Origin of the sequence: Marivirga aurantiaca (genome assembly GCF_016679925.1) — a bacterium.
Lineage (GTDB): Bacteria > Bacteroidota > Bacteroidia > Cytophagales > Cyclobacteriaceae > Marivirga > Marivirga aurantiaca.
Genome location: NZ_JAEQBW010000004.1, coordinates 123980 through 149312, shown reverse-complemented (window position 1 = coordinate 149312; position 25333 = coordinate 123980). Strand labels below are relative to the sequence as shown.

The 25333-nt window shown below is 37.7% G+C and carries 23 protein-coding genes; 17 read left to right on the top strand and 6 right to left on the bottom strand.

From position 1 onward, the window contains the following. Window positions 1-51 precede the first annotated feature (51 nt). Entirely contained in the window at window positions 52-390 is a 339-nt protein-coding gene (locus tag JKA74_RS10985; RefSeq protein ID WP_201431242.1) for a hypothetical protein, read from the top strand. Window positions 391-449: 59 nt separating this feature from the next. On the opposite strand, the gene JKA74_RS10980 is transcribed toward JKA74_RS10985, so the two are convergent. Then, window positions 450-1031, bottom strand: a complete 582-nt coding sequence (locus tag JKA74_RS10980; RefSeq protein ID WP_201431241.1) for a hypothetical protein — start codon at window positions 1029-1031, stop codon at window positions 450-452. 18 nt (window positions 1032-1049) lie between these two features. After that, on the bottom strand, window positions 1050-3413 hold the full coding sequence (locus tag JKA74_RS10975; RefSeq protein WP_201431240.1) for a TonB-dependent receptor: 2364 nt from the start codon (window positions 3411-3413) through the stop codon (window positions 1050-1052). 174 nt (window positions 3414-3587) lie between these two features. On the opposite strand from JKA74_RS10975, the gene JKA74_RS10970 reads away from it, so the two are divergent. The 4 genes from JKA74_RS10970 to JKA74_RS10955 all read left to right on the top strand — a co-directional run bounded on the left by JKA74_RS10970 (window position 3588) and on the right by JKA74_RS10955 (window position 9464). After that, on the top strand, window positions 3588-5816 hold the full coding sequence (locus tag JKA74_RS10970) for a M1 family metallopeptidase (protein WP_201431239.1): 2229 nt from the start codon (window positions 3588-3590) through the stop codon (window positions 5814-5816). A 188-nt stretch (window positions 5817-6004) separates the two neighbouring features. Next, complete coding sequence (locus tag JKA74_RS10965) at window positions 6005-8182, top strand: B12-binding domain-containing radical SAM protein (protein WP_201431238.1); 2178 nt, start codon at window positions 6005-6007, stop codon at window positions 8180-8182. A 21-nt stretch (window positions 8183-8203) separates the two neighbouring features. Beyond that, the gene (locus JKA74_RS10960; RefSeq protein ID WP_201431237.1) at window positions 8204-8599 is read left to right on the top strand and encodes a VOC family protein; all 396 of its coding nucleotides are present in this window, start codon (window positions 8204-8206) and stop codon (window positions 8597-8599) included. A gap of 7 nt (window positions 8600-8606) precedes the next feature. Further along, window positions 8607-9464 (top strand): ChaN family lipoprotein, encoded by an 858-nt coding sequence (locus tag JKA74_RS10955; protein ID WP_201431236.1) that lies wholly within the window; start codon window positions 8607-8609, stop codon window positions 9462-9464. A 145-nt stretch (window positions 9465-9609) separates the two neighbouring features. Here the strand turns inward: JKA74_RS10955 and JKA74_RS10950 are convergent, their stop codons facing one another. The 3 genes from JKA74_RS10950 to JKA74_RS10940 form a co-directional block, all read right to left on the bottom strand. Then, window positions 9610-11136 carry a sodium:proton antiporter gene (locus JKA74_RS10950; RefSeq protein ID WP_236587706.1) on the bottom strand — a complete coding sequence of 509 codons (1527 nt, stop codon included), beginning with the start codon at window positions 11134-11136 and terminating at the stop codon, window positions 9610-9612. 78 nt (window positions 11137-11214) lie between these two features. Then, window positions 11215-12441: a Glu/Leu/Phe/Val dehydrogenase dimerization domain-containing protein gene (locus JKA74_RS10945; RefSeq protein ID WP_201431235.1), complete on the bottom strand. Its 1227-nt coding sequence runs from the start codon at window positions 12439-12441 to the stop codon at window positions 11215-11217. Window positions 12442-12519: 78 nt separating this feature from the next. Continuing rightward, window positions 12520-13605 carry an anhydro-N-acetylmuramic acid kinase gene (locus JKA74_RS10940; protein ID WP_201431234.1) on the bottom strand — a complete coding sequence of 362 codons (1086 nt, stop codon included), beginning with the start codon at window positions 13603-13605 and terminating at the stop codon, window positions 12520-12522. 33 nt (window positions 13606-13638) lie between these two features. Here JKA74_RS10940 and JKA74_RS10935 point away from each other — a divergent pair, with 33 nt between their 5' ends. The 12 genes from JKA74_RS10935 to JKA74_RS10880 all read left to right on the top strand — a co-directional run bounded on the left by JKA74_RS10935 (window position 13639) and on the right by JKA74_RS10880 (window position 24652). Next, window positions 13639-14355 (top strand): type III pantothenate kinase, encoded by a 717-nt coding sequence (locus tag JKA74_RS10935; RefSeq protein ID WP_201431233.1) that lies wholly within the window; start codon window positions 13639-13641, stop codon window positions 14353-14355. After that, window positions 14342-15643, top strand: a complete 1302-nt coding sequence (locus tag JKA74_RS10930) for a hypothetical protein (RefSeq protein ID WP_201431232.1) — start codon at window positions 14342-14344, stop codon at window positions 15641-15643. Before JKA74_RS10935 ends, JKA74_RS10930 begins: the two co-directional genes overlap by 14 nt. 11 nt (window positions 15644-15654) lie before the next feature. Further along, window positions 15655-16956 carry a tetratricopeptide repeat protein gene (locus tag JKA74_RS10925; protein ID WP_201431231.1) on the top strand — a complete coding sequence of 434 codons (1302 nt, stop codon included), beginning with the start codon at window positions 15655-15657 and terminating at the stop codon, window positions 16954-16956. 68 nt (window positions 16957-17024) lie between these two features. Continuing rightward, window positions 17025-17684 carry an LPS export ABC transporter periplasmic protein LptC gene (gene lptC, locus JKA74_RS10920; RefSeq protein WP_201431230.1) on the top strand — a complete coding sequence of 220 codons (660 nt, stop codon included), beginning with the start codon at window positions 17025-17027 and terminating at the stop codon, window positions 17682-17684. Next, the gene (locus tag JKA74_RS10915) at window positions 17671-17883 is read left to right on the top strand and encodes a hypothetical protein (protein WP_201431229.1); all 213 of its coding nucleotides are present in this window, start codon (window positions 17671-17673) and stop codon (window positions 17881-17883) included. The genes lptC and JKA74_RS10915 overlap by 14 nt, the downstream gene beginning before the upstream one ends. Beyond that, the gene (locus JKA74_RS10910; protein ID WP_201431228.1) at window positions 17873-19159 is read left to right on the top strand and encodes a hemolysin family protein; all 1287 of its coding nucleotides are present in this window, start codon (window positions 17873-17875) and stop codon (window positions 19157-19159) included. The genes JKA74_RS10915 and JKA74_RS10910 overlap by 11 nt, the downstream gene beginning before the upstream one ends. A gap of 66 nt (window positions 19160-19225) precedes the next feature. Next, window positions 19226-21334 (top strand): SurA N-terminal domain-containing protein, encoded by a 2109-nt coding sequence (locus JKA74_RS10905; RefSeq protein WP_201431227.1) that lies wholly within the window; start codon window positions 19226-19228, stop codon window positions 21332-21334. A gap of 92 nt (window positions 21335-21426) precedes the next feature. Beyond that, entirely contained in the window at window positions 21427-21687 is a 261-nt protein-coding gene (locus JKA74_RS10900; RefSeq protein WP_201431226.1) for a DUF493 family protein, read from the top strand. Between the two features lie 61 nt (window positions 21688-21748). After that, on the top strand, window positions 21749-21979 hold the full coding sequence (locus JKA74_RS10895) for a 4a-hydroxytetrahydrobiopterin dehydratase (protein WP_201431225.1): 231 nt from the start codon (window positions 21749-21751) through the stop codon (window positions 21977-21979). Between the two features lie 20 nt (window positions 21980-21999). Further along, the gene (rsmI, locus tag JKA74_RS10890; protein WP_201431224.1) at window positions 22000-22680 is read left to right on the top strand and encodes a 16S rRNA (cytidine(1402)-2'-O)-methyltransferase; all 681 of its coding nucleotides are present in this window, start codon (window positions 22000-22002) and stop codon (window positions 22678-22680) included. Window positions 22681-22691: 11 nt separating this feature from the next. Then, entirely contained in the window at window positions 22692-23858 is a 1167-nt protein-coding gene (locus JKA74_RS10885; RefSeq protein ID WP_201431223.1) for a lipoprotein N-acyltransferase Lnb domain-containing protein, read from the top strand. Continuing rightward, the gene (locus JKA74_RS10880) at window positions 23858-24652 is read left to right on the top strand and encodes an inositol monophosphatase family protein (RefSeq protein ID WP_201431222.1); all 795 of its coding nucleotides are present in this window, start codon (window positions 23858-23860) and stop codon (window positions 24650-24652) included. The genes JKA74_RS10885 and JKA74_RS10880 overlap by 1 nt, the downstream gene beginning before the upstream one ends. A gap of 83 nt (window positions 24653-24735) precedes the next feature. On the opposite strand, the gene JKA74_RS10875 is transcribed toward JKA74_RS10880, so the two are convergent. Beyond that, complete coding sequence (locus tag JKA74_RS10875) at window positions 24736-25230, bottom strand: DUF4168 domain-containing protein (protein ID WP_201431221.1); 495 nt, start codon at window positions 25228-25230, stop codon at window positions 24736-24738. Window positions 25231-25333: the final 103 nt, after the last annotated feature.

The following is a 25333-nucleotide window of genomic DNA, read 5'->3' as shown; positions in this document are numbered from 1 at the left end:
AAAAAATTGTATATTTGATACTGACCATAAGCCATTTAGATGATGATAAGCATGAAAAAACCGCTCAAATCCATTGGACTAGCACTGGTACTCGGGATATTTACTATCACGGCTGGGTTTGCTTCCAACCTTCACACAGAGGATAAAGAAAAATTACCCGATCCCAAAAAAACTGCAACAAGCAAAGATCCTGTTAAAAAAACCATAAAAACTGATTCCCTAACTAATTACAACAAGGAGACAAAAAGTGACTCAATAACTGTTCATAAAGCCCACAATCCAAGCTCTATGTCCTCCATGTCATACAATATTCTTTTCCAGGTAATTTATCGTTACAGCTTTTCGGAAATATTTGACTCTCCTTCAGGTTCTGAAATTGTAACGGATTAAAAAAAGCCTTTCCGAATGTTTTCGAAAAGGCTTTTTGTATAGATGTAAGTATTCTTAATCTATTGGATCACTACATCAAATACTGCTTCAACGTCTGTTTCTCCACCCGCATTGGCAATATCCCCACTCTTAACACCTTCAGCTTCTTTATTGGGTTCATGCCTTAATGTCACCGTAAGTGTTCCTTCACTAGCCTCACCAGTAACAAAAACCGTACTTAATCCAATTGGGTTGCCATCACCATCTGTATCATTGTAGGCAAACTCAAGGTTCAATCCATTGCTGGTTCTGAAGAAGAACTGATGCTCTTCATCTTCCTCCAAAATTTCTTCTGTAATATCCTCTCCTTCTTCCTCGTTTAAAACCTCTACAGCAACCGTGTAGGTAGTATTCGCCTCTAAAATCCCGTTTGTATAAACAGGTTCAATCGGTCCGTCACCATCTTCATCGTACACTCTAAAAAGCACATCTTCCCCATCGCCCGCAGGGCTAAATGTAAGGGTTACAGTAGTGATTAATTCTTCTTCGTTTTCCGGTTCAGGATCTTCTGTATCACATTGAGAGAAAAAGAACACAGCTGCCAACATTAGCATACTTCTCATTAAATTGTTCATGCTTACTTTCATTTTTGGAATTCTCATTTTAATAATTGTTTTGGTTTAAAAGATATAATTAATACGTAATTCAATGTTCCTGCCAGTCTCTCCGGCATAGAAGCGTAGCCTGTTCAAATAATCGGTATAATCTCTATTTAAAACATTATAAATACTCACACCAATATTGAGTTGGGCATTCTTTAATTGTTTTTCAGTATCTATTGAAAAATTAGTGATGAAATAAGCTTCCGGCACAGGAACTGTAGCCTCCTCGTATGCTTCTGTTTCCGTTATGGGAGCCCTGGTTTGTTTGAATACTTGCAGACCGGTTAAATTGAACTCTATTTCTTTAAAGTCCCATTTGTTGGCCAGACGCCATTTCAATGTATTCTCCCATCGATCGGCAGGTATAAAAATGAGAGGCAAATCATTATCAAGATCATTTCCACGAATAACAGAAGCCTTGCTGTTAACAGAAAAATGATGAAACAGTTCATAGCTTCCTATGGCATCAAATCCAGAAATGGTAGCCAATGTTTGTTGATACTGGTAAACAGGGAATGCTCCTCTAATAGTCAAGCGGGGTTCTTTCGGTTGCAAATAGATATAGTTGTTGATTCTGCTGAAATGACCATCCAGATTGAATTTCAATCTATCTGTTAATTTGTACTGAAAACTAGTCAGGATTTTTGCAGATTGTTCTGATCCTAACGTTTGATCCCCCTCTTCAATAGCTGCCACGCTATGATGCAAACCCTGGCTATAAAGTTCATTAATATTGGGGGCTCTTTCACTCCAGCTTAAATTTCCTTTAAATGTTAAGTTTCGGTTGAATTGATACCCTCCGCCAGCTATGGCAGCGAACATATCATAACTATGGGTAGGGTTAATAAGGTTTCCATCAGCATCAAATTTTAACACATCTAGAAATATCCTATCATACCTGAGCCCTGCCTCTATATTCCAGTTAGTTTTGATCCATGATTCCGAAATAAACAAACCGGTCTGGAAGCTTTGATAATTGGGTATTAATGGTTTTGTTCCTGTTCCCGGAACGTTTCTATTGTTCTGATATTCATAGTCAATCCCAATGCTTCCTACTAAATTATCCAATACGGGATCGTGCAAAAAGTGAAGTTTTGCTACATGACTGGCCAATTGCAAATCTATTGAAGCTCTGTTGTCATCGGAAGACCTCCTGATATCATACTCTCTCCTGTTATTTTGCTGAAACCCATAGATAAAATCTATAGCTCCCTTCTCCTCCCAATCGTGATGAATTTTAGTTTTCAAAAGATGGTGTACAACTTCCTGTCGCGGATTATTAATTTCATAGGAAAATGGCTCAGTATAAAACGGTGGCCTTCTTTCCAGTGCTTCAAAAAAGTTATCAACGTTCCCGATATGGGCGCCCCTTAAAATCCCTATTTCAGTTTGAAAGCGACTGTAGAAAACATCTGCCTGAAAATTTTCATTGATATAATTGGCCGCAGTAGAGAAATTCAATTCCTGGCTTCCGGTATTGGTTAAATTATAGTTGGCCGCTTGCTGATCTCCTGATTTTTTCCCTGAAGCTTGAATTCTCCAGTTGAACGATTCGTCTGTATTATTGGTCAATATGCTCCCTGAAAGCATTCCTGAACCTATTCCCCCACGGCCATTGGTAAAGCCCACTAAATCAACACTTCCATGCAATGCAGAATCGGGCAATAAAGGCTCCGGTTCTAAAAGCAATGCTCCTCCAATAGCCCGAGGGCCATACTTCACAGCCGAAGCTCCTTTCACAACAGTAATACGGGATGCTATAAAGGGGTCTATTTCTGGGGCGTGGTCCACACCCCATTGTTGCCCCATTTGTGCCACTTCATTATTAACCACCTGGATTCTACTTCCATACAATCCGTGGATCATTGGCTTATTAATACCCGGGCCTGTTTTTATATTATATACTCCAGGCAAAGTGCTTACTGACTCAGATAAAGATTTTCCTTTAAGTCTTTTGAGTTCTTTGGATGTTAAGACGTTTTCCACATTGGACCTCAAAATATCGTCCCTCTTATGGGCATGAACTGTGACGGTTGACAGATGCTCATCTTTCTGCTTTAAGTAAATCTCTTGTTGCAAATCCTCTTTGCCTTTTTTTACCTGAATAGTCAACGCCTGATACTCCAATTGTCTTATCTCAACCTCCAGGTTTAGGTTACAAGGAATATGTATGGAGAAATATCCATGTTCATCACTTTGTGTGCCAGTTTGCAATTCAGGAAAATAGATCGTTGCAAAAGAAACGGGCAAATGCTGTCCCTCAGTAAGTACCTGGCCGGAAAATATTTTTTCACAATTATCCTGGGCACTGCTTAATCGAACAGTACACAACACCGCAACAAGTGTGAAAACAAATAACTTTTCCTGAAGTAAACGCAACATGGTTGCAAATATAATAATTTACTTTATAAACAATAACAGTTTCGTATAAAGATTATGATGTGGATGTAAATCAGCCTTTTTTTTGTCATTTATTCATAATTTTTTCTTAGTATTGGCTTGAATTTTAATCCGTTATAACAGAAAACAATATTAACTACTCAACAAAATTATAAAATGAAAAAATATCTTATTTGGATAGCCTTCTGCCTTCCCTTTGTGGCAATGGCTCAGGACGATTACAAAAGACGCTTTGAACAGCTTGGCACTACTTTACCAACTCCCAACAGTTACCGAACTGCTGCCGGAGCACCTGGCGAAAATTATTGGCAACAAAAAGCTGACTACACTATAAAAGTGAAATTAGACGAAGCCAATAATAAAATTACAGGTTCAGAAACTGTTACCTACTATAATCAATCACCCCATCCATTGGAATATTTGTGGTTGCAACTTGATCAAAACATGCGTGCAAAAGGTTCGGACTCTGAATTGGTAGGTACAGCCACTTTTTTTAACGACACTATTCCTGCCAAATTCCTGGAGCAATACATTGCCAATGGCGGAAACTCCTACGATTTCGATGGTGGATTTAAGATCGAATATGTAAAAGATGCTTCAGGTAAACCAATGGATTATTTGATTCAAAAAACAATGATGAAAATCCGTTTGCCGGAACCATTGAAGCCGGGAGAAAACATCTCATTTTCCACAGCATGGTCATATAATGTAAATGATCGTATGAAAGGTGGCGGACGCTCAGGTTTCGAATATTTTGAGGAAGATGGAAACTCTTTATATACTATTGCCCAGTTTTACCCAAGAATGGCTGTTTATAATGATGTGGAAGGCTGGCAAAACAAGCAGTTCCTAGGCTCTGGGGAGTTTGCACTTACTTTTGGAGATTATGATGTGGAAATTACGGTTCCTGATGACCACATTGTGGCCGCTACAGGTATGATCCAAAATGCTAAGGAAGTATTGACAAAAGAGCAGAACAACAGATATGAAAAAGCTTTAAAGTCTACAGAACAAACATTTATAGTTACTCAGGAAGAAGCTGTTGCTAATGAGAAAGAGAAATCCGATGCATATGAGACATGGAAGTTTAAAGCTGAAAATGTAAGAGATTTTGGTTTTGCTACTTCCAGAAAATTCATATGGGATGGTCAAATGGTTGAGTTGGAAACAACTAAGCCTTTCGCACAATCATTTTATCCTAAAGAAGGAAACCCTTTATGGGAAAAAGAATCAACCAAAGCAGTTAAAAACACTTTGGTTTTATATTCTGAAAGAACTTTTGATTATCCTTATCCACAAGCTACTTCAGTACATGCCGCTTCCATAGGTATGGAGTATCCCATGATTTGCTTCAACTTTGGCAGACCAGATGCTGATGGCACTTACTCTGTAAGAACCCAATTAGGAATGACTTATGTAATTGTGCATGAAATAGGACATAATTATTTTCCTATGATAGTAAACTCTGATGAGCGTCAATGGGCATGGATGGACGAAGGGCTTAATTCATTTCTTGAGTCCAATGTAATGTGGAAGTACTATCCTGACCTTCCTTATACAGACAATTCGCCCCAGGCTATCACTGGATATATGAAAAGTAGTAAAGATGCCCAGAGACCAATCATGACTAACCCTGAACAAGTATTACGCTTAGGTCCAAATGCATATACCAAACCTGCGGCAGCGCTTAATTTATTAAGAAATACTGTGATGGGGCCTGAGCTATTTGACGAGGCTTTTAAAACTTATGCCCAAAGATGGAAATTTAAGCACCCAACTCCTGCTGATTTCTTCAGAACAATGGAAGATGCTTCCGCTGTAGATTTAGACTGGTTCTGGAATGGTTGGTTTTATACTACTGATCATGTAGATATTGCCATTGATGAAGTAAAATATTTCAGAATCTCTACTGAAGAACAATCTAAAGAGAAAAAATCCAAAGCACCTAAAGGAGATTTGGGCAAGTCAGATGAAGAGGAGAAAAAGACAGACTTTAGTGAAGGACCTTCTTTTATAACCATTGATAAAACTCCTGATTTCTGGTATGGTGAGTATCGCTCCAAAGTAGATGATGAAGCCATAAAAGCCAATTATCAAGACAAACACTTTTATGAGGTAACTTTAACCAACGAAGGTGGATTAGTGATGCCAATCATTGTGAAATTTGATTATAAAGACGGAACCTCTGAAACTAAACAAATTCCTGCTGAAATTTGGAGAAAGAACGAAATGAAAACGCGCAAGCTGTTTATTTTAGATAAAGAAGTTGAGAAAGTGACTTTTGATCCTGAAAACGAATTAGCAGATACGCAGATATCCAACAATGTATTCCCTAAAGTTGAAGAGTCTACCAAGGTAGATGAGTTCAAGAAAAAAGGTAAATAATTAGATCAGAAAGAACTCAATCAAAGCAGCTTTCCATTGGAGAGCTGCTTTTTTTATTAAACTCAACAGGCTGAAGCCTCCCCAAAACTGCCCACATCAAAATTCGCTCGCTTTTCTGAATTATTCCCTTCCTTTCTTAGTTAAGCCACTCAATCATTATCATCACAAATTTGCTTAAATTGCACGCATTGAAAGATTTATTACTCATAACGCCCCCATTTACCCAACTTAATACGCCTTATCCGGCCACTGCCTATTTAAAAGGTTTTCTTAATACTAAAGAAATCAGTGCCTTTCAAATGGATTTAGGGATAGAGGTAATTCATCGTTTATTTTCTAAAGAGGGATTAAAAGAAGTTTTCAGGAAAGGAGCTCAAAAAGGCATTGCTTTTTCTGAAAATGCACAAAGAATTTATGCACTGAAACATGAGTATATTAAAACAATTGATGCGGTAGTAGCTTTTTTACAAGGGAAAGACCTCACTTTTGCCAGACAAATTTGTTCTGAAAACTTCCTTCCTCAAGCTTCCCGCTTTGAGCAGTCACAGGAACTGGATTGGGCTTTTGGCACCATGGGTATGCAGGACAGGGCTAAACACCTTGCCACCCTTTATCTGGAAGACATCTCAGATTTTATCATTGAAGTACTTGATGACCACTTTGGTTTCAGCCGCTATGCAGAGAAATTGGGGATGAGCGCCAATACCTTTGATGACTTATATAATGAATTACATAAGCCTTCCACTTTTGTAGATGATATTACTTTAGAAATATTAGACAAGCAACTTCAATCTCTCCAGCCAAAACTGGTGTGCTTTTCAGTACCATTTCCGGGTAATTTATACAGTGCTTTAAAATGTGGCCAATTTATGAAAATCCATTACCCTGGTATTAAAATAGCCATGGGAGGAGGTTTTCCAAATACAGAACTTCGAACTTTAACTGATGCACGGGTATTTGAGTTTGTAGATTTTATTACACTGGATGATGGTGAATTGCCTATTGAGCTTTTGTCTTCAAATATATTAAGCCCTACTCCGGACAATCCTGATTTTCAGTTTTTCAAAAGAACTTTGTTACTGGAAAATGGGAAAGTTGTTTACAAAAACAATACCCTTCGAAAAGATTATAAACAAAGTGAAGTAGGCACACCGGATTATTCGGACCTCTTACTTTCGAAGTATATTTCTGTCATTGAGGTCACCAACCCCATGCATAGCCTCTGGAGCGATGGCCGGTGGAACAAACTCACCATGGCCCATGGTTGTTATTGGGGAAAATGTACTTTCTGCGATGTCTCTCTTGATTATATAAAAATATACGAACCTATTGCTGCTAAATTACTGGTAGACAGAATGGAGCAGTTGATAGCTCAGACTGGCGAGAACGGATTTCATTTTGTAGATGAAGCAGCGCCACCGGCTTTGATGAGGTCCTTGGCCTTTGAGATTATTAAAAGAGAGCTTACTGTTACCTGGTGGGCAAATATTCGATTTGAAAAAGCCTTCAGCAGAGACCTGTGCAAACTGCTGAAAGCTTCAGGTTGCGTGGCTGTTTCAGGAGGATTAGAAGTGGCTTCAGATCGATTATTGAACCTTATTCAGAAAGGGGTAACAGTAGCACAGGTAGCGCAGGTAACCCGTAATTTTGCCGAAGCAGGCATCATGGTTCATTCCTATTTAATGTATGGTTATCCGACCCAAACCATTCAGGAAACTGTTGACAGCCTGGAAATGGTAAGGCAAATGTTTGAAATAGGAGTGATCCAATCTGCTTTTTGGCATCAGTTTGCCCTTACCGCACATAGTCCCATCGGTTTAAACACAGCAGAATATGGCATCATTCCGGATTTAAAAGACAGTCCTTTCGCCAATAATGATATTCAGTTTGAGGATAGCACAGGCATTGATCATTCACAATTTAGCTACGGATTGAGGAAATCTCTCTATAATTTTATGCAGGGGCAGTGTTTTGAATTGCCCTTACAAGAATGGTTTGACTTTAAAATACCCCGAACCTCTATTTCCCCCAATTTCATCATGCAATGCCTGGAGCAGGAACATCAAACCAGTATAAAAGAAAATGCAAAAGTAATCTGGTTGGGCAGTCAACCGCAAAGCAGCAATAAAAGGAAGTCAAAAAACCATGTACAATTAACTTTTCATGATAAATCTGCTATTATTGAAATTGAATTAGAGAAGGATAAAGCGCTGTGGTTGGCCAAACAATTAAAGGAATTATCAGCCGGTCCTATAACTTATGGCACAATTCGCCAAAATTATGAAAGTGACTTCCGGAATTTCGAACAATTTTGGCATTCAGAAGAAATTCAGGATTTAAGAGATAATGGGTTATTGGTTTTGTAAAGTGGATCAATTGAGAAAATTATGAATCAACAAAAATTAGGGTTAATCACTCTGATGGTATCTGATTATGATGAGGCCATTAACTTTTACACTGAAAAGCTGAAATTCAGACTGGAAGAGGATGAAAAAATGAGTGATACAAAACGATGGGTAGTAATTTCACCTCCAGGCGAAAAGTATTGCAGTCTTTTGCTAGCCAAAGCTACCACAGATGAGCAAAGGAGTAGAATCGGCAATCAAACAGGTGGAAGGGTATTTCTTTTTCTCTATACCAATAACTTTCAATACGATTACCAAAATTTAATTTCCCAACAAATCAATATAGTTAGAGAGCCTATTGATGAAGTTTACGGAACTGTGGCTGTTTTTAGTGATTTATATGGGAATTTAATAGATTTAATAGAGCCAAAGCTTTAAAACAAATATGAAAAGTCTAAAAATCTTTATCTTACTTCAGTTTCTCACTCTTATAGGTTCCGCTCAGCATCTCCCAGCCTATCAGATTTTTGACGAAAAAGGAAAGAAAACCTCCTATAAAAAGATGCTTAAGCAGGTTAAAAAAAGTGATATTTTTTTATTCGGTGAACTTCATGATAATGCCATAGCCCATTGGCTTCAACTGGAACTTATAAAAAATGCTTACTCTCACAATGAAAATTTATTATTAGGTGCTGAAATGATGGAAGCTGATAATCAAGCATCCTTAAACGAGTTTTTGGAAGGAAAAATGGATCAAAAAGGTCTTGATTCCACAGCACGCCTGTGGCCAAATTACAAAACTGATTATGCTCCATTGGTAAATTTCGCCAAAGAGAATGAAATCCCCTTCATTGCCACAAATGTTCCCAGAAGGTATGCTAACCTGGTTTATAAAAACGGCTTCACAGCATTGGATAGCTTATCAAAAGAAGAGAAAGAGTGGATAGTTCCTCTTCCATTCCCCTTTGATAGTGAACTCCCCACTTACAAAAACATTTTGGCCATGATGGGCGATCACGGTTCTGAAAAATTAGTAATGGCCCAGGCATTAAAAGATGCTACCATGGCCCATTTTATTTTAAAAAATTACAAAGAAGGCCATCTATTCATTCACTTTAATGGAGCCTATCATTCTGATTTTTATGAAGGAATTCTTTGGTATTTGCAACAGGAAAAGCCAATGCTTAATTATCTTACTATTTCTACAGTAACTCAAAATAATCTCTCCAAGCTGGAGGAAGAACATGTAGGGAAAGCTCATTTCATCATCTGTGTGGATGCTGATATGACTAGTACTTACTGAGTAGTATTATAAATACTTCTTAACTCCAATTTTGAAATTTCAATTCCATTAAACAAATAGTTATTCTATTATACCGTGACCTTTTATACTATTAGGAATCATTATTAATTCAAGCAACAAAGGAGTCTGCCAGACAAAATTAGAATTAATAAAAAAACAACAACCACACTAAAAACAAAAGTGGCAGTAGGAAAGGAATTGAGTATCGAATGATATACCCAAAGAACGATGGCATTTTAATCCCCACCTGCTCTGCAATTGATTTTACCATGAAATTTGGTCCATTACCAATGTAAGTCATGGCGCCAAAGAAAACCGCAGCAATAGAAATAGCCTTTAAATCCAGTACTGAATCATAATAAACTCCGCCATTGGCAAAATCTATTACATGAGGCACTACCGATAAACTTGCTCCTTGAGAAGCCATCGCAGCAGCAAGGAAGTTAAGATAGGTGGGGGCATTATCTAAAAATCCTGACAGAATCCCTGTGCCCCAAAAAAGCGTATTATGAGTAATTAAGGAAGCTCCTGCATCAGATTTTGCAAAATCACCTACCAAATCCAATGCCGGCATCATTGTGCCAAAAATTCCAACAAATATGAAAGCAACTTCTCTAATCGGTTCAAAGCTAAATTCATTCAGCTCATGTATATCTTTCTTGGCAAACTTATACGACAAGTAGGCTACACTTAACATAATAATTTCCCTGATAAAGGAAAAGGTCTGTCCATCGTAAGTAATGCCCGGAACCCCATCTATAATATTAGGATCAATAAAAACAGAGATGATTATAATTGCCAGCCAAATAAAATTACGTTTTCCGTTGATGGTAATTTTATTATCATAAACCATCTCCTCTTCAAGGTCTTCCTCCTTTACTTTATTTCTTCTATCTAAAAAGTAAAATACGACTGCCAAAACAATTAGGGCAAAAAACCATGCATCCCAGTTATGCTCCAATGTCCAGAAAAAAGGCACTCCTTTCAAAAAGCCCAGGAATAATGGAGGGTCACCAATCGGAGTTAAAGAGCCCCCAATATTGCTGACCATAAAAATAAAGAAGATAATATGATAAGCTTTAATCCTATTCCTGTTGAGTCGGATAAAAGGACGAATTAATAACATGGAAGCCCCTGTTGTACCAATTAAATTTGATATGGCTGCACCAATCAGTAATATTACTACATTCACCAATGGTGTCGATCTTTTATTAACATTAATCACTATACCACCAGAGGCAATATAAAGCGAAGCCAATAGTGCAATAAACTGTATATACTCGAAAGCCGCATGAACTGGTCCGTGAGTATTATGGAGCACGAATAAATAATAGCTAATTACTAAAGCCGCTAATATTACAGCAATTTTTGGATAGTTTTTATGCCAGAAATGTTCATAAAATAATGGCCCTGAGGCAATCATTAATAGCAGCAAAACAAAAGGAATTACAGTCCAGGCTGGTGCAGGAGAATGAGTTGCTTCTGCAAAACCTTCTTCTGTTTCCACTTCCTCGCCTTGATCCTGCTGTGGGTTAGTATCATAAGCTACGTTAGTTATTGTATTTTCGCCACTTTTTGTCTCTACAGCACCATAAAGCTCAATGCTTGAAGAAAGAGTAACAATAATTACGGTAAAAATGGCTGAAGCAAATAGAAGAAGTGAATTTCTCATGCAGTTATTTCATTTTTTAATCATGCCCCAAGTTAAAGATTTCATTGAAATCTATTAACAGGATAGATGAATTATATATTAAATTAATTGACTCAAAGCGATTTCAAAAGATGTTTTTGAAATATTCACTTTCGAATTACTGGCCTCGAAGGATTTACGTAAAGCCCTTTCAATGGTTCGGGAGGTATCTTCGAAGATAGCTTCATCAGTTATCTCGGCTCCACTAGTCATTAAATAAGCAAATACTCTTGCCATTCCACAATTCGCAATAAAATCTGGAATAACCGCTACTTGTTTATCAGCAAAATCAGCAATATGTCCGAAAAATATTTCAGGGTCAGCAAAAGGCACATTGGCCCCGGCAGAAATAACTTCCAGCTTAGAAGCCAGCATTTCCTCTACCTGTGATTTAGTAATTAGTCTTGAGGCTGCCGCAGGAATAAATATTTCCGCTTCCAGTGCCCATATTCTATCTTCAATCTGATCAAATGGAATTAAATCATCTGATATAAGTTCTGTTCCCTTTCGGTTTAAAAACAATTCCGTTATCTCCTCAAGACTGAAACCATTTTCTTTGATCAGACCACCATTCCTATCAATAATACCCACTATGGATACACCCGCTTTGGATAAATAATAAGCTGCTGCAGCACCTACATTGCCCCAACCTTGTATAATGGCTCTTTTTTTATCAAGAGAACCACCCCAAATACTATAATAATGCTCTACAGACTTGGCAACTCCAAAACCTGTAATCATATCGGCAATAGTATATTTTCTTTTAATATCGGGCGTATAGTTAACGGCTTCTATTACCTTAATAACTCCCTGGCGTAATTGTCCCAATTTTTTAATTTTCTCAGGCTCTGTTGCGTTAAAATGTCCGTTCACAACACCTTCCTGTGGATGCCAGAGACCATATTTTTCTGTAATAGGAATCACCTCATGGATTTCATCAACATTAAGATCACCACCTGTACCATAATAGTTTTTCAATAGCGGAATCACTGCTTTGTACCATCGCTCCAATACGCCCCTTTTCCTCGGGTCGTTAGGATCAAAGTTAATTCCTGATTTAGCACCTCCAATAGCCGGTCCGGAAACAGTGAACTTCACTTCCATTGTTTTGGCCAAAGATTCTACCTCTCTCTTATCAAGTCCTTTACGCATCCTGGTCCCACCACCAGCGGCACCACCTCTTAAGGAATTGATCACTACCCAACCTTCTGCTTCTGTTTCAGAATCATTCCATTCAAATACTACTTCAGGTTTTTTATTTTCAAATTTCTCTAAAAGTTCTTTCATCCTACTAAAAATATCTATTCGTATTACTTATTGTTTTATCTTAATGGCGGTGTTTTTCAAAGTGCCAAAACTACAAAATTAAATGGGAAACTTCCCTACACGTTGGCCGGATACGCTATCTGAAGATGCTCCGGTAACTGATGATAAAATATTCCTCTCATTTTTTAAATTCAGCACACCCAGGAAAGCAAAAATCAATGCTTCCTTATAATCTATCAATTGGTTGGGAATATCAGGTACAACAATATTGCGGCCTAGCTTATACTTTATTTGTTCAATAAGGAATTGATTGTAAGTACCACCCCCCGTTATCAAGAGCTTTCCCTGGGAAAGGTGGTTTTTAATAGCCTCCACAATTTTTTCGGAAATATGTTCCACTGATGTGGCCAGTAAATCTGCTGTACTCGCAGAACTGTTCTTAAACAAGGGATAAATGTCTTTTTCTATTTGCTCTAAGCCAAGACTTTTCGGGAGTGTTTGTTCATAGTAAGAAAATTGATTAAGTTCCTGTAATAGTTCAGGTTTCATGGTGCCGGAAGCTGATATCTCTCCATTTTTATCATAATCCAGCCCATCCGCTTTTGCTAAATGATTCAATAGCAGATTACACGGGCAAATGTCATACGCTATTCTTTTATCAGCGTCATTTTGAAAAGATAAATTAGCTATGCCACCCAAATTCAAACACATGTTATATTCTGAAAAAAGCAAGTTATCTCCAATAGGAACGAGTGGAGCCCCCTGACCTCCCTTTAATACGTCTATTTTCCTAAAATCACCTATTACTGGCAGATTACTGGCTAAATGGAGAGCTGTAAGATCACCAATTTGCACAGTGATCCCATTTTTGGGTTGGTGAAAAACAGTATGGCCATGTGTAGCCACAAATTGAGGCCTTATCACATACTTATTCTTAAAAACCTTTACCTGCTCGCCCATCCAATATCCGAGTTTCACATCCATTGAAACTAACTCCAATGCAGAGAAATGAATAGCTGACTTCAAGGATTGCTGCATTTCTGAGGGATAAGCAATGGTTTCGGCCTCCATAATCTCCCAGTGCCATTGCTCTTCTTTTTTCTCAAATTTGCAATACGCAATATCAAGTCCATCCAAGGAGGTGCCAGACATCAATCCAATCGCATGATATGTTTCTGTTTGCATATTTTTATTAGATTTACGTTGAATAAAGAAGCAATGAATGCAGCAATTGATATAGGTAATACAAAAGTAAAATTAGGGATTTTTGAGGACGAAAAATTAGTTTCCTTTGAAACTTTCAACTCCCTGGAAGATTTATCCATTGAAATTAAGAAAAAGGATATTGCCAAAATAATAGTTTCGAGTGTAAGAGAGTCCAATGATTTCATTTCGGAAATATTACGTCTGGACAATGAGGTTGTTTTTCTCGATTTTAATACGCCCCTTCCCTTTATCAATCATTATCAATCGCCCACTTTGGGGCTCGACAGAATAGCTGTTGTTGCAGGAGCTCAAGCACTATTTCCTCACAAAAACAGCTTGGTCATCGATATGGGAACCTGCATTACCTATGAAATTATAGAGGGTGGAAAACATTATTATGGAGGCGCAATCTCCCCCGGAATGCACATGCGTTTTAAGAGCTTACATAATTTTACGGCTCGTTTGCCGTTAGTCACAGTCGAGCACCCGATAGAGCAAGTGGGTAAAACTACTGAAAAATCTATTCAAAGTGGTGTCGTTCACGGGGTTATCGGAGAAATGGAAGCATTTATACAAACTTACAAGGAAAAATACAGTCCATTAAATGTAATTATCACAGGTGGAGATGCAAAATACTTTGAAAGTAAAATAAAAGCTACCATCTTTGCAATCCCAGAATTAGTTTTAGTGGGTTTAAATGCGATTTTAAGACATAATGCATCAATTTAAAACAGGCTTTTTAGCCTTTATACTTTCAATTACTTTTGTTTCTCAGTTGTTTTCACAGGGTACTGTGTCACCTTACTCTGCATATGGAATAGGGCTACAGCCGGAGAAAAGCTATGCTTCCAACAACGGCATGGGTAATGCAGGTCTTGCTTATAGCAGCCCCTGGTTTATTCCTGTGCTTAATCCAGCCTTATTGGGAAACCAAACATTCACTTCATTTGAGGCGGGTTTAGGCATTACACAAACGGCTGTCCGGGATGAGATCAATCGTTACAATCAGGTAAATGGTGGTCTTCGCTATATATCCCTGGCACTTCCTATAGTAGCAGGCAAGTATGGAATATCCATTTCCTTAAATCCCTATTCTGATAAAAATTATAACCTGGTGCAAGCCCAGGATGACACACAAAACTTACGGGCAGGCACAAAACGATATGAAGGAAGTGGTACTATTTCTCAACTGACTCTGGCCAATGGTTGGAATATTACTAAAAACATTTCGATAGGTGCAGAAGCCAACTATAATTTTGGTAAAATAACCGACAGAACAATTTATCAAAACATTATACATGGAGAGGATTCTATACGAATACCTTATGTGGTTTCAGGAGAAACTGTTCATAACTATTCAGACTTTAGTTTCTTATTAGGTACCAGGCTTCAACATAAAATAGGTAAAAACAATTTAGGCCTGGGGATTACCTACGATTTACCTGCCAATTTAAATACTACCAGAAATACATTTTTACAATTTTTGTCTACCACAGGCACACCTCTTGACCCCCAAACGGGCCTAACTGATTCCACTAACTTTAGCACTTTCAATCAGGAAGGTAATACTGCCATTCCCGGGAAATTAAGTGTTGGCTTATCTTTCTGGAGACAGAATAAATGGGCTGTTTCAACAGATTTTACTTATCAGGATTGGGAGCAATATGAGCTGTTTGGTGAAAAAGATTTAAACCTTAGCCGTAAAACAGAAGTTAAAATAGGTGCTGAATATACACCGGATGTACAAGCCGGAGATAATTACTTTAAAAGAATGACTTACAGGGCAGGCTTACATGTAGATAATGGCCCAATTGTAATTAACAATACCAGTATTAATTCTTTTGGCATTACTTTTGGTACCACACTACCTATAAGCAAGGTTTCCAATGTTAACCTTGCGTTTGAAGTAGGACAAAGAGGAACACTTATAAATAATCTTGTGAGAGAAGATTATTTTAGTTTTAATTTAAGTTTTACCTATAATGACAGATGGTTTTTAAGAAGACAGTTTGATTAAAATAAAGAAAGATGAAAAAAACACTTTTAACACTAGTGGTGATAATGGCTGGCCAGCTGATGGCATTTGGTCAGGATGGTTGGAACTGGCCTGAAGAAGAGGCCAAAAAAGCAACAGCAATGGAGAAAAACGCTTTGTACTCTGATTTATTAAATACAGAAGATTATGAAGCGGCTAAAAAACCATTGGACTGGCTATTGAGGGAAACACCGGATTTAAATCCTTCAATTTACATTCAAGGTGTAAAAATATATGAAAACCTTGCCCAAACAACTACAGGTAAAAGACAAAAAAACCTGCAGGATTCCACTGTGCTTTTGTATGACTTACGCATGCAATATTTTGATGACAAACAAAATGTAATGAACAGAAAAGCATTTGATGCCTATTCTGTATGGAGGGAAAGATCTGATAAATACAAGGAATTGTATGAGCTGGTAAAAGAAACATTCGAATTGCTCGGTAATGATATTTTGTTAGGAAATACAAGAGTTTATATGGATGCTGTTCGTAGGTACAAGCTATCCGGTGGAGAAATTTCTAACTTAGAAATAATTGATATTTATGATCAGATCAATAGTATTTTAGATTATAAACTTGAGCAAGGAGAAAGTGCTGAAAAAATAGATAAGTATCGCGATTTTATTGATAAGCTATTTAACGCAACAGTAACTATCGATTGTACTATTATAGACAATCAGCTGTATCCTAAGTTTCAGGAAAGCAAAGATTTAAAAGGGGCTAAAAGAATTATAAAATTCGCTTTGGCCGGTGGTTGCACCAGTTCTGATGCTTTCATTGAAGCAGCTAAATATTTAATAGAAAAAGAACCTGATTTTGGTATCATCAGATTAGTGGCTACCAGAAGTAAATCATCAGGAGATTATGAAATGGCGGAAGAATATTTTAATGAAGCCATTAAATACACTGAAGACAATATGAAGCAAGCTGATATTTATATTGACCTGGCTGACATTGCTGCTAAACAAGGCCGTAAGTCTGAGGCAAGAGCTTATGCAAGAAAGGCTTTGGAGGCTGACCCTTCAAGAAAAGAAGCTTATGCTATTATTGGTGATTTATATTTAAGAAGTTTTGAAGATTGCAAAGGTGGAAAAGACATTGTTGTAGACAGAGCTGTATATCTGGCGGCCTACAAGATGTACGAAAGAGCCGCAAATGCCGAAAGAATGGCAATGGCCAAAGAACAGTTTCCTTCTAAAGAAGATCTTTTTAACTATAATTACAATGCTGGCCAAACAATGCAGGTAAACTGCTGGATTAACGAAACGGTAACTCTTACTACAAGAGATTAATTAAAATTAAACTATATTTAAAAGCGGTTTCCGGAATTTTCCGAACCGCTTTTTTTGTTGAATGCAGTATGAATAAAGTAATTGTGCTTTTTATCGGTTTTTTCTTTTTGGCAGCTTGTTCTGACGACCTTGGTGCCAAAAAAGAGTTTGAGGCTTATACTGGCCCTATCATGGAGGTGGATAGTGCTACTATACTCTATTCAGATTCCGCAGTATTGAGGGTGAAAATCAATGCCCCCAAACAACTGGAATTTGAAAACGGTGACAAAGAATTCCCTAACACCATTTTTATTGAATTCTTTGAGCCGGACGGAACACTATCCTCCACTCTTGATGCGAAAACAGCTTATTACACCAAGGAAACAGATATTTACAAAGCTGAGGGGGATGTTGAAGTAATCGGGTACATTGAACCACAGAAAATGAATTCCGAAGAGCTTTACTGGGAGCCGAAAAAAGAAGAAATTTACACTGAGAAATTTGTACGGATTGAAACGGAAGACCAAATATCCACCGGAGAAGGTCTCGTAGCCAAACAAGATTTTTCAACTTACAGAATACTGAATCCTTCAGGCACAATTTATTTGGATGAAAGTCCTTCTAATGATGAAAATTCTGAAAAAAGCGCTATGCCTGTTCGTCCTACAAAAGATACTCCTGATAAAGCCAAAAGTAAAACCCAACCTGTTTCCAAGAAGGAACTAAAATTGAAAGATGGAAGACCCTAAAAACTATAAACGACCAGGATCCGGTTTAAAATTCTTTTTACTTGCATTAGCATTTGCTTTTTTGGTAATAGGTTTGCATCAATCTATTACGGTGGGATTTGAATATTCTTACTGGATTTTTATGTTGTCATTAAGTCTTGTACTTTTACATAGATATATTAGCCAAAAAGGAGGAGTAGATAATAAAAATGGAAAGTAACTACATTCTATACATTGTAATTTCTTTGTTGTTTTCTGCTTTTTTTTCAGGTATAGAAATTGCATTTGTCTCTTCCAACAAATTACACATCGAGTTGCAAAGCCAACAAGGGGTGATTTCAGGACGGATTCTTTCTAAATTTCTGAACAAGCCTTCCTCTTTTATTGGCACAATGCTGGTAGGAAATACTATTTCTTTAGTTGTGTATGGTATTTACATGGCCAAAATGATAGAGCCAGTATTGATAGAACACCTTCCTCTGTTTCTGCAAAACGATGCCTTTATTTTACTAAGTCAAACAGTTGTTTCAACTTTGTTGGTATTAACGGTAGCGGAGTTTCTGCCCAAAAGTATTTTTCTGTTGAACCCAAACGGCCTGCTCATCTTTTTTGCCATTCCTCTTTGGATCATCTATTATGTGACTTACCCTGTCGTATTTGGCATCGTGGGGTTGTCAAAACTATTTATAAAACATATACTGCGACTAGACTACTCAGAAGATAAACCGGTTTTTGGACTGACGGACCTCGATCACTTTGTAAGAGCCACTGCTCAATTGGACCATCAGGAAAATAAAGTAGAGCTGGACAGAAGGATTTTCAATAATGCTTTAGAGTTTAAAACCATTAAAGTGAGGGAATGTATGATTCCACGGACAGAAGTAGTTGCTGTTGATGTAGAAGATGAAATGAATGAACTACGTGAGGCATTTACCGATAGCGGCCATTCAAAAGTCTTGATTTACAAAGAATCCATAGATGACATCATTGGGTACTGCCATTCACTTGCTCTATTTAAAAAACCCAATAAAATTCAGGAAATTCTTACCCCTATTATCATTGTACCGGAGACCATGCCGGCAAATGAATTGATGATTCAATTTATTCAGGAAAGAAAGAGCCTTGCCCTGGTAGTAGATGAGTTTGGTGGCACATCAGGCATAGTAAGCCTGGAAGATATAATAGAGGAGATATTTGGAGAAATTCAGGATGAACATGACGATGAAGACCTAACGGAAATTCAAATCAGTGAAAACACCTACTCTTTCAGTGCCAGACTTGAAATTGATTACCTCAACGAAAAGTATAATCTGGATATACCGGAAGGGGATTATGATACTTTGGGAGGATTTATTTTGTCCATTACAGAGAACTTTCCTACCCTTCATGAGGTAGTGAAAAAACCGCCATTTACTTTTATTATTGAGAGTATGGAAGAGAATAGGATTGACTTAGCGAAGTTAATAATCTCTGATCCGAGCGATAACACAAAGTAAAGAAGCAAATCATTTTGATATTAAGCTTTAAAGCTATTATTTTGCGAATCTTTGAAAAAACATAACATGGGAGTATTTAACACATTACGAGTAAAAATGGGTTCGGTCTTGATTATCCTTATAGGATTTTCAATTTTGGCATTTCTAATGACTGACCTTTTAGGACCTGATTCCAGACTATTAGGTGGAGGCGGTGGCAGCAATAATGTTGGGGAAATAGCCGGTGAAAACATTAGCATGGAACAATACCAACAACAAGTTGAGGAATTTAAATATAACTTTCAGGCCAACAATGGTAGAACACCATCCGATTCTGAAATGAACTCTCTTCGTCAGCAGGCCTGGGACTATTTAATCATTAAAATTGCTTTCCAGGAGCAATATGATGAATTAGGTCTGCAAGTGACTAATGAGGAACTGGTAGATATGGTGCAAGGTGACAACATCAGCCCGATCGTAAGACAAAACTTCACAGATCCCCAAACAGGTGAGTTCAATAAAGAGCAAGTGGTAAACATTATCAGGAATATTGCCCAGGCACCTGCAGAGCAGCAAAGCCAATGGTATTCGTTCGAAGCTTCTTTATTGCCTGCCAGGAAAAGAACAAAATATGATGAATTGCTCATCTCATCTACCTATGTTACCAGTGTAGAAGCAGAAAGAGCTTACAGGAAAGAAAACGCAACAGTAGAACTTGACTATCTGTATATCCCTTATACATCTATTAGTGATTCTTTGGTAACTCCTACAGAGGATAGATTAAAATCTTATTACAATGAGCATAAGGAAGACTATGAAACGGAAGCTACACGCTCTATCAAATATGTGGCTTTCGAATTGTTGCCATCAGCTGAAGATTCCCTTTTTATAAGAAAGGAAATGGAAAGCATGAAAGAAGAATTTAAGGAAGTTGAACAAGATTCTTCCTTTGCCAGAGCTAATACAGATAGAAGAAACGCTTTTCGTGCCTACCCAATAGCTGAATTGCCGAAAATTCTGGCTTCCAACACCAATATCCTTAAGGAAGGTGATGTGATGGGACCTTATATAGAAAATAATGCCTACACGCTTTATAAAGTATCAGAAATCTATGATGATTCATTATATTCAGCAAGAGCAAGTCACATCCTAATAAAAGCAGAAGGAGAAGAATCTGATGAGGATGCTAAGGCAAGAGCCAACGATGTGTTGCAAAAAGCACTTGCAGGTCAGGATTTCGGGGAACTAGCGAAAGAATACAGCAAAGATCCCTCTGCTACTAAAGGTGGAGACTTGGGTTGGTTTAAAGAAGGTAGAATGGTGGAGGAATTTGATAAAGCTGTATTCGAAAAAAGTGGTACAGGTGTTATCAATAAAGTGGTGAAAACCAATTTCGGATACCACATCATTAAAGTAACAGAAGAAAAAACGGCTAAAACATATAAGATAGCGACCATTGAAAGGGAGATTCTGCCAAGTGAATCAACAAGAGATCAAGTATTTAGAAAAGCCGATTTCTTTGCAGGTTCAAACGAAAATTACAAAGAGTTTCAGGCAGCTGCCGAAGTAGAAGGTTATAACATAAGAGAATCAGGTAAAATGACCACAGACCAAAGATCAATCGGTAATCTGGGCAATGCAAGGGAAATAGTAAGATGGGCTTTCACTGACGCTAAACTAAATAAAGTTTCAAGTGTGTTTGAGGTGTCCGACTATTACGTGGTAGCTGTACTCACAAATAAGAGTGACGAAGGAGTAGCCTCTTTTGAAGAAGTGAAACCACAGATTACTAGGGAAGTCAAAAAAGAATTACAAGCTGAAAAAGTAAAAGAAAGGCTAGCTTCTCTTTCAGGTTCTTTAGATGAAATTGCCGAAGCATATGGCAATGAAGCCAGGGTGAACAGTACTGCAGATTTAAAATTAGCCGATAATTCTTTACAATCTGTGGGTCAGGCACCTGAGATAATAGGTAGAGCTTTTGGTATGGAAGAAGGTCAGGTTTCAGAACCTTTGGAAGCAAAAAACGGTATAGTTATATTGAAAGTATTGAGCAAAACACCAGCAGGTGAAATAGCTGATTATGCTGCTTACAAAGAGCAAATAGCTCAAAGAAGAAAAAATAGTGCTTCTTTCAAGATCAAAGCGGCAATTGAAGCAAATGCCGACATTGTTGATGAACGCTATAAGTTCTATTAATGAATTTTAACACTTCAGGCAAAAGAGTTTTGCTCTGCCGTGAAGCTAGGATTAAATTTATAAAGGGGCTTTTAGCCCCTTTTTTTTATGTTATGGAAGATAAAATTGAATCATTCAGATTAAAATTAGAAGCTGTTACCGTATGGCCCACTTTGTATATGTTTAAGTTTATTGTGCCTGCAGAAGACAAAGACAAAGTAAAGGATATCTTCAATTCCCACGAGGTAAAGGAAAGGCCTTCAAGAAATGGGAAGTATGTAAGTCTAACAATTCATATGTTGGCCAATTCTGCCGAACAAATCATTGATAAATATTTGGAAACCTATAAGGTGAAAGGTATTATTGCTTTGTAAACATCAGGAACATTGATCAACTTAGTTCGTTAACCTCTGTGAACAAAAACCCTGAAATATTATGTGGAAAGAAGAAGACAATACCCTAAAAAGAACTTTTGAATTTAAGGATTTCAAGGAGGCATTCGGTTTTATGACCAAGGTGGCTATAACTGCTGAAAAGATGAATCACCACCCCAACTGGTCCAACGTATACAATAAAGTGAGTTTTGAATTAACCACCCACGATGAAGGCAACAAAATAACTGAAAAAGATAGAAAGCTTGCCCGGGAAATTGACCAACTGGTTTAATTTTTGCATAATTTTAGGGCATGGAGCAAGCTACTCAACTTTACCTGGTGCCTACACCTATCGGAAACCTGGAAGATATCACTTACAGGGCAGTAAGAACACTCAAAATGGTAGATGTAATACTGGCCGAGGACACCAGGACTTCAGGAAAGCTCTTGAAGCATTACGACATTCAGAAGCCGCTGAAGAGCTTCCACATCCACAATGAACATCATAAGGTAAATTATATTATCGATGAGCTAAAGGCAGGAAAAATCATGGCTTTGGTATCTGATGCGGGCACACCCGGAATTTCGGATCCGGGTTTTCTCCTTGTGCGGGAGGCATTGAAAAATGATATCATACTGGAATCTTTACCTGGGGCTACTGCGCTGATTCCTGCATTGATAAAATCAGGCTTCCCAAATGATCGTTTCATTTTTGAAGGTTTTCTTCCACATAAAAAAGGGAGAAAAACCCGCATTGAAAAATTAATTGATGAGGACAGGACTATCATCTTTTATGAATCCCCACACAGATTATTAAAAACACTTACCCAATTGGCTGAAATACTGGGAGAGGAAAGAGAAGCTTCAGTCTCCAGGGAAATTACCAAAATATACGAGCAAACACTTACAAGCACTTTGGCCGATTTAATCATGCATTTTACGGAAACTGCCCCAAAGGGGGAAATTGTGATCGTGTTAAATGCTAAACATTAACTTCAGAATTTATGAAAAAAATATTCTTGCCCTTTTTACTGTTTTTTTCCTTCAACCTAATTGCGCAAAATCAATTCACTTTATCCGAAGACTCTGAGATAAGTTTAATAACTGTAGCCCCCGGGGATGAGTTATATTCCGGCTTTGGTCATTCGGCCCTATGGATTGAGGATAAGAAAAATGGTTTAAGCATAGTTTTTAACTATGGTACTTTCGATTTTGAGACTCCCGGATTTTACCTAAAGTTTATTCGCGGAAAATTAAACTATATGCTTTCCGCAGGGAGAATTACTTATCTGGTTAATTCCGCCAGGCAGGAAAACAGAACAGTCTATCAGCAGAAACTTCAGCTATCACAATCCGACAAAAATGCCATTTATACTTTCCTTGTAAACAACATCAAGCCGGAAAATCGCTTTTATCAGTACGATTTTTTCTACGATAATTGCTCTACACGTTTTAGGGATTTATTAGAAGATGTATTAGGGGAAGAATTAAGCTGGAACAGAAAAGCCGAAGGTTATACTTTCAGGTACTTTCTGGATATTTACCTGGCAGATAAACCATGGCAGGATTTCGGAATAGACCTGGTATTGGGTCAACCCACAGATAAAGTTGCCGACAAAAGAGAGGAAATGTTTCTACCTGACCTGCTCATGTACCACTTTGATGCTGCTACACATAACGGCCAGCCTTTAGTATCGGAAAAGATAATCCTTTTTAATGCCCAGGAGGAAGAAGAAACAGCCTCCTTTGGTTTATTGCCACAACACCTTACCTGGTTTATCTGTCTTTTGGGTATTTTCATGAGCATTAGGCATTATAAGGCAGGGCTAAATGACAAACTTTTTAACCGTATACTCTTTTTTGTGACAGGTTTGGTAGGCTGTTTGATTTTCTTTTTATGGTTCTTATCGGATCATGTGGCCACCGTCAACAATTGGAATATTCTTTGGGCATTTCCTCTGAATGTGGTATTTGCTTTTTTACTTTTCCGGAAGCCGGCCAAAAAATGGCATACTTTCTACTATGCCGCATTCGGAATTGTTTGCTTTATTGTACTGGGGTTCTTCTATACTCTTCCTCAACAATTACACGCTACCGTCTTCCCCATTGTACTTTATTTTACGTTTATTTCCTTTAACTTATTGTACCGAACCAAAAAGATGAATGTGTAATGGATTTAGCGATAGTACAAACAGAAGCCATTGAATTAGTAAAAGAAGTAGGAGCCTTTATCAGAAAAGAAGCTGAGGGTTTCCAATTGGATAAAGTAGAAAAGAAAGGCTTTAATGATTTGGTAAGTTATGTGGATAAGCAAGCTGAAATCAAATTGGTGGAAGGCTTGAGTAAAATTCTTCCCGAGGCAGGCTTTATAGCTGAAGAAGGAACTTCCGATAAAACAGGGGAGGAATATAATTGGATAATAGACCCTGTGGATGGCACCACCAATTTTGTACATGGCCTGCCCATCTATTCCATTAGTGTGGCCTTACAAAAAAACGAGACCACTATTGCAGGAATAGTATATGAAATCAATCGTGATGAATGTTTTCATGCCATTGAGGGAGAAAAAGGGTACTTAAACCACCATCCCATCCATGTTTCCAAAAACATTGTTTTAGCTGAAAGCCTGATAGCCACTGGCTTCCCTTACTATGACTTCGATAAAATGAGTGTTTATTTCACTATTTTGCAGGATTTAATGCAAAATAGCCATGGCATAAGAAGGTTGGGTAGTGCGGCAGTGGATTTGGCCTATGTGGCTTGCGGGCGTTTTGAAGGATTTTTTGAGTATAACCTGAATTCCTGGGATGTGGCAGCTGGCGCTTTTATTGTACAACAAGCCGGTGGAAAAGTAAGTACTTTCAGCGGTGGAAATGATTTTAATTTTGGCAGGGAAATTATAGCGGCCTCTCCTAAAGTTCACGAAGAAATGTTACACTCTATCCAAAAAAGATGGAAACAATAAAAGCTGATATTTTTCCAAACCCATAAAAAAAGCAGATATCACTATCTGCTTTTTCCAATTAAACTAAACAAGGCAATTTTTAATTACCCTTTACTTTTTTTTTGTACCACAGCGTCTACTTTGGCTCTAAATTCTTCATCTTGTTGATAGGCCATCATAATCTGTTGGTATTCTTCCTCACTTACATCATGTGCTTCCAGGGCTTTCACCATTTTAGCTTGATTCTTCTGATTAACTGCCATTATCTCCTGAGCAGCTTCATTAAAAGCAGCCAGCTCTTCAGGCGTGGCCTCTTCTTCTGACTGTCCTTGCTGGATGGCTACAATTTCATTAAACCTTTCCAGTTCCAAATCTTTTTCTGTAATGATCTGGATAGCCTCTTGCTCTGCTTTTTGCTGCACTTTTGTTACTTCAAGATTCGCATCAACAAATTTTTCAATTTCTGCATCATCAAAATCCGTTTTCACTTCCTGTTGTTGCTGACCCGCAGGAGGTAGTTGTGCAAACAAACCAAAAGATAGCAACATTAAAAATGCAGTTGAAAATAATCTGGTTAAAACTCCATTACTCGTTTTCATAGTATTATATAATTTGTGGTTAGAATAGAGAACGTTCTCAGAAAAGAATGTTGTACTTCACCGCAACTAATTATAATATTCTTTATATCCTACAATCTTATCT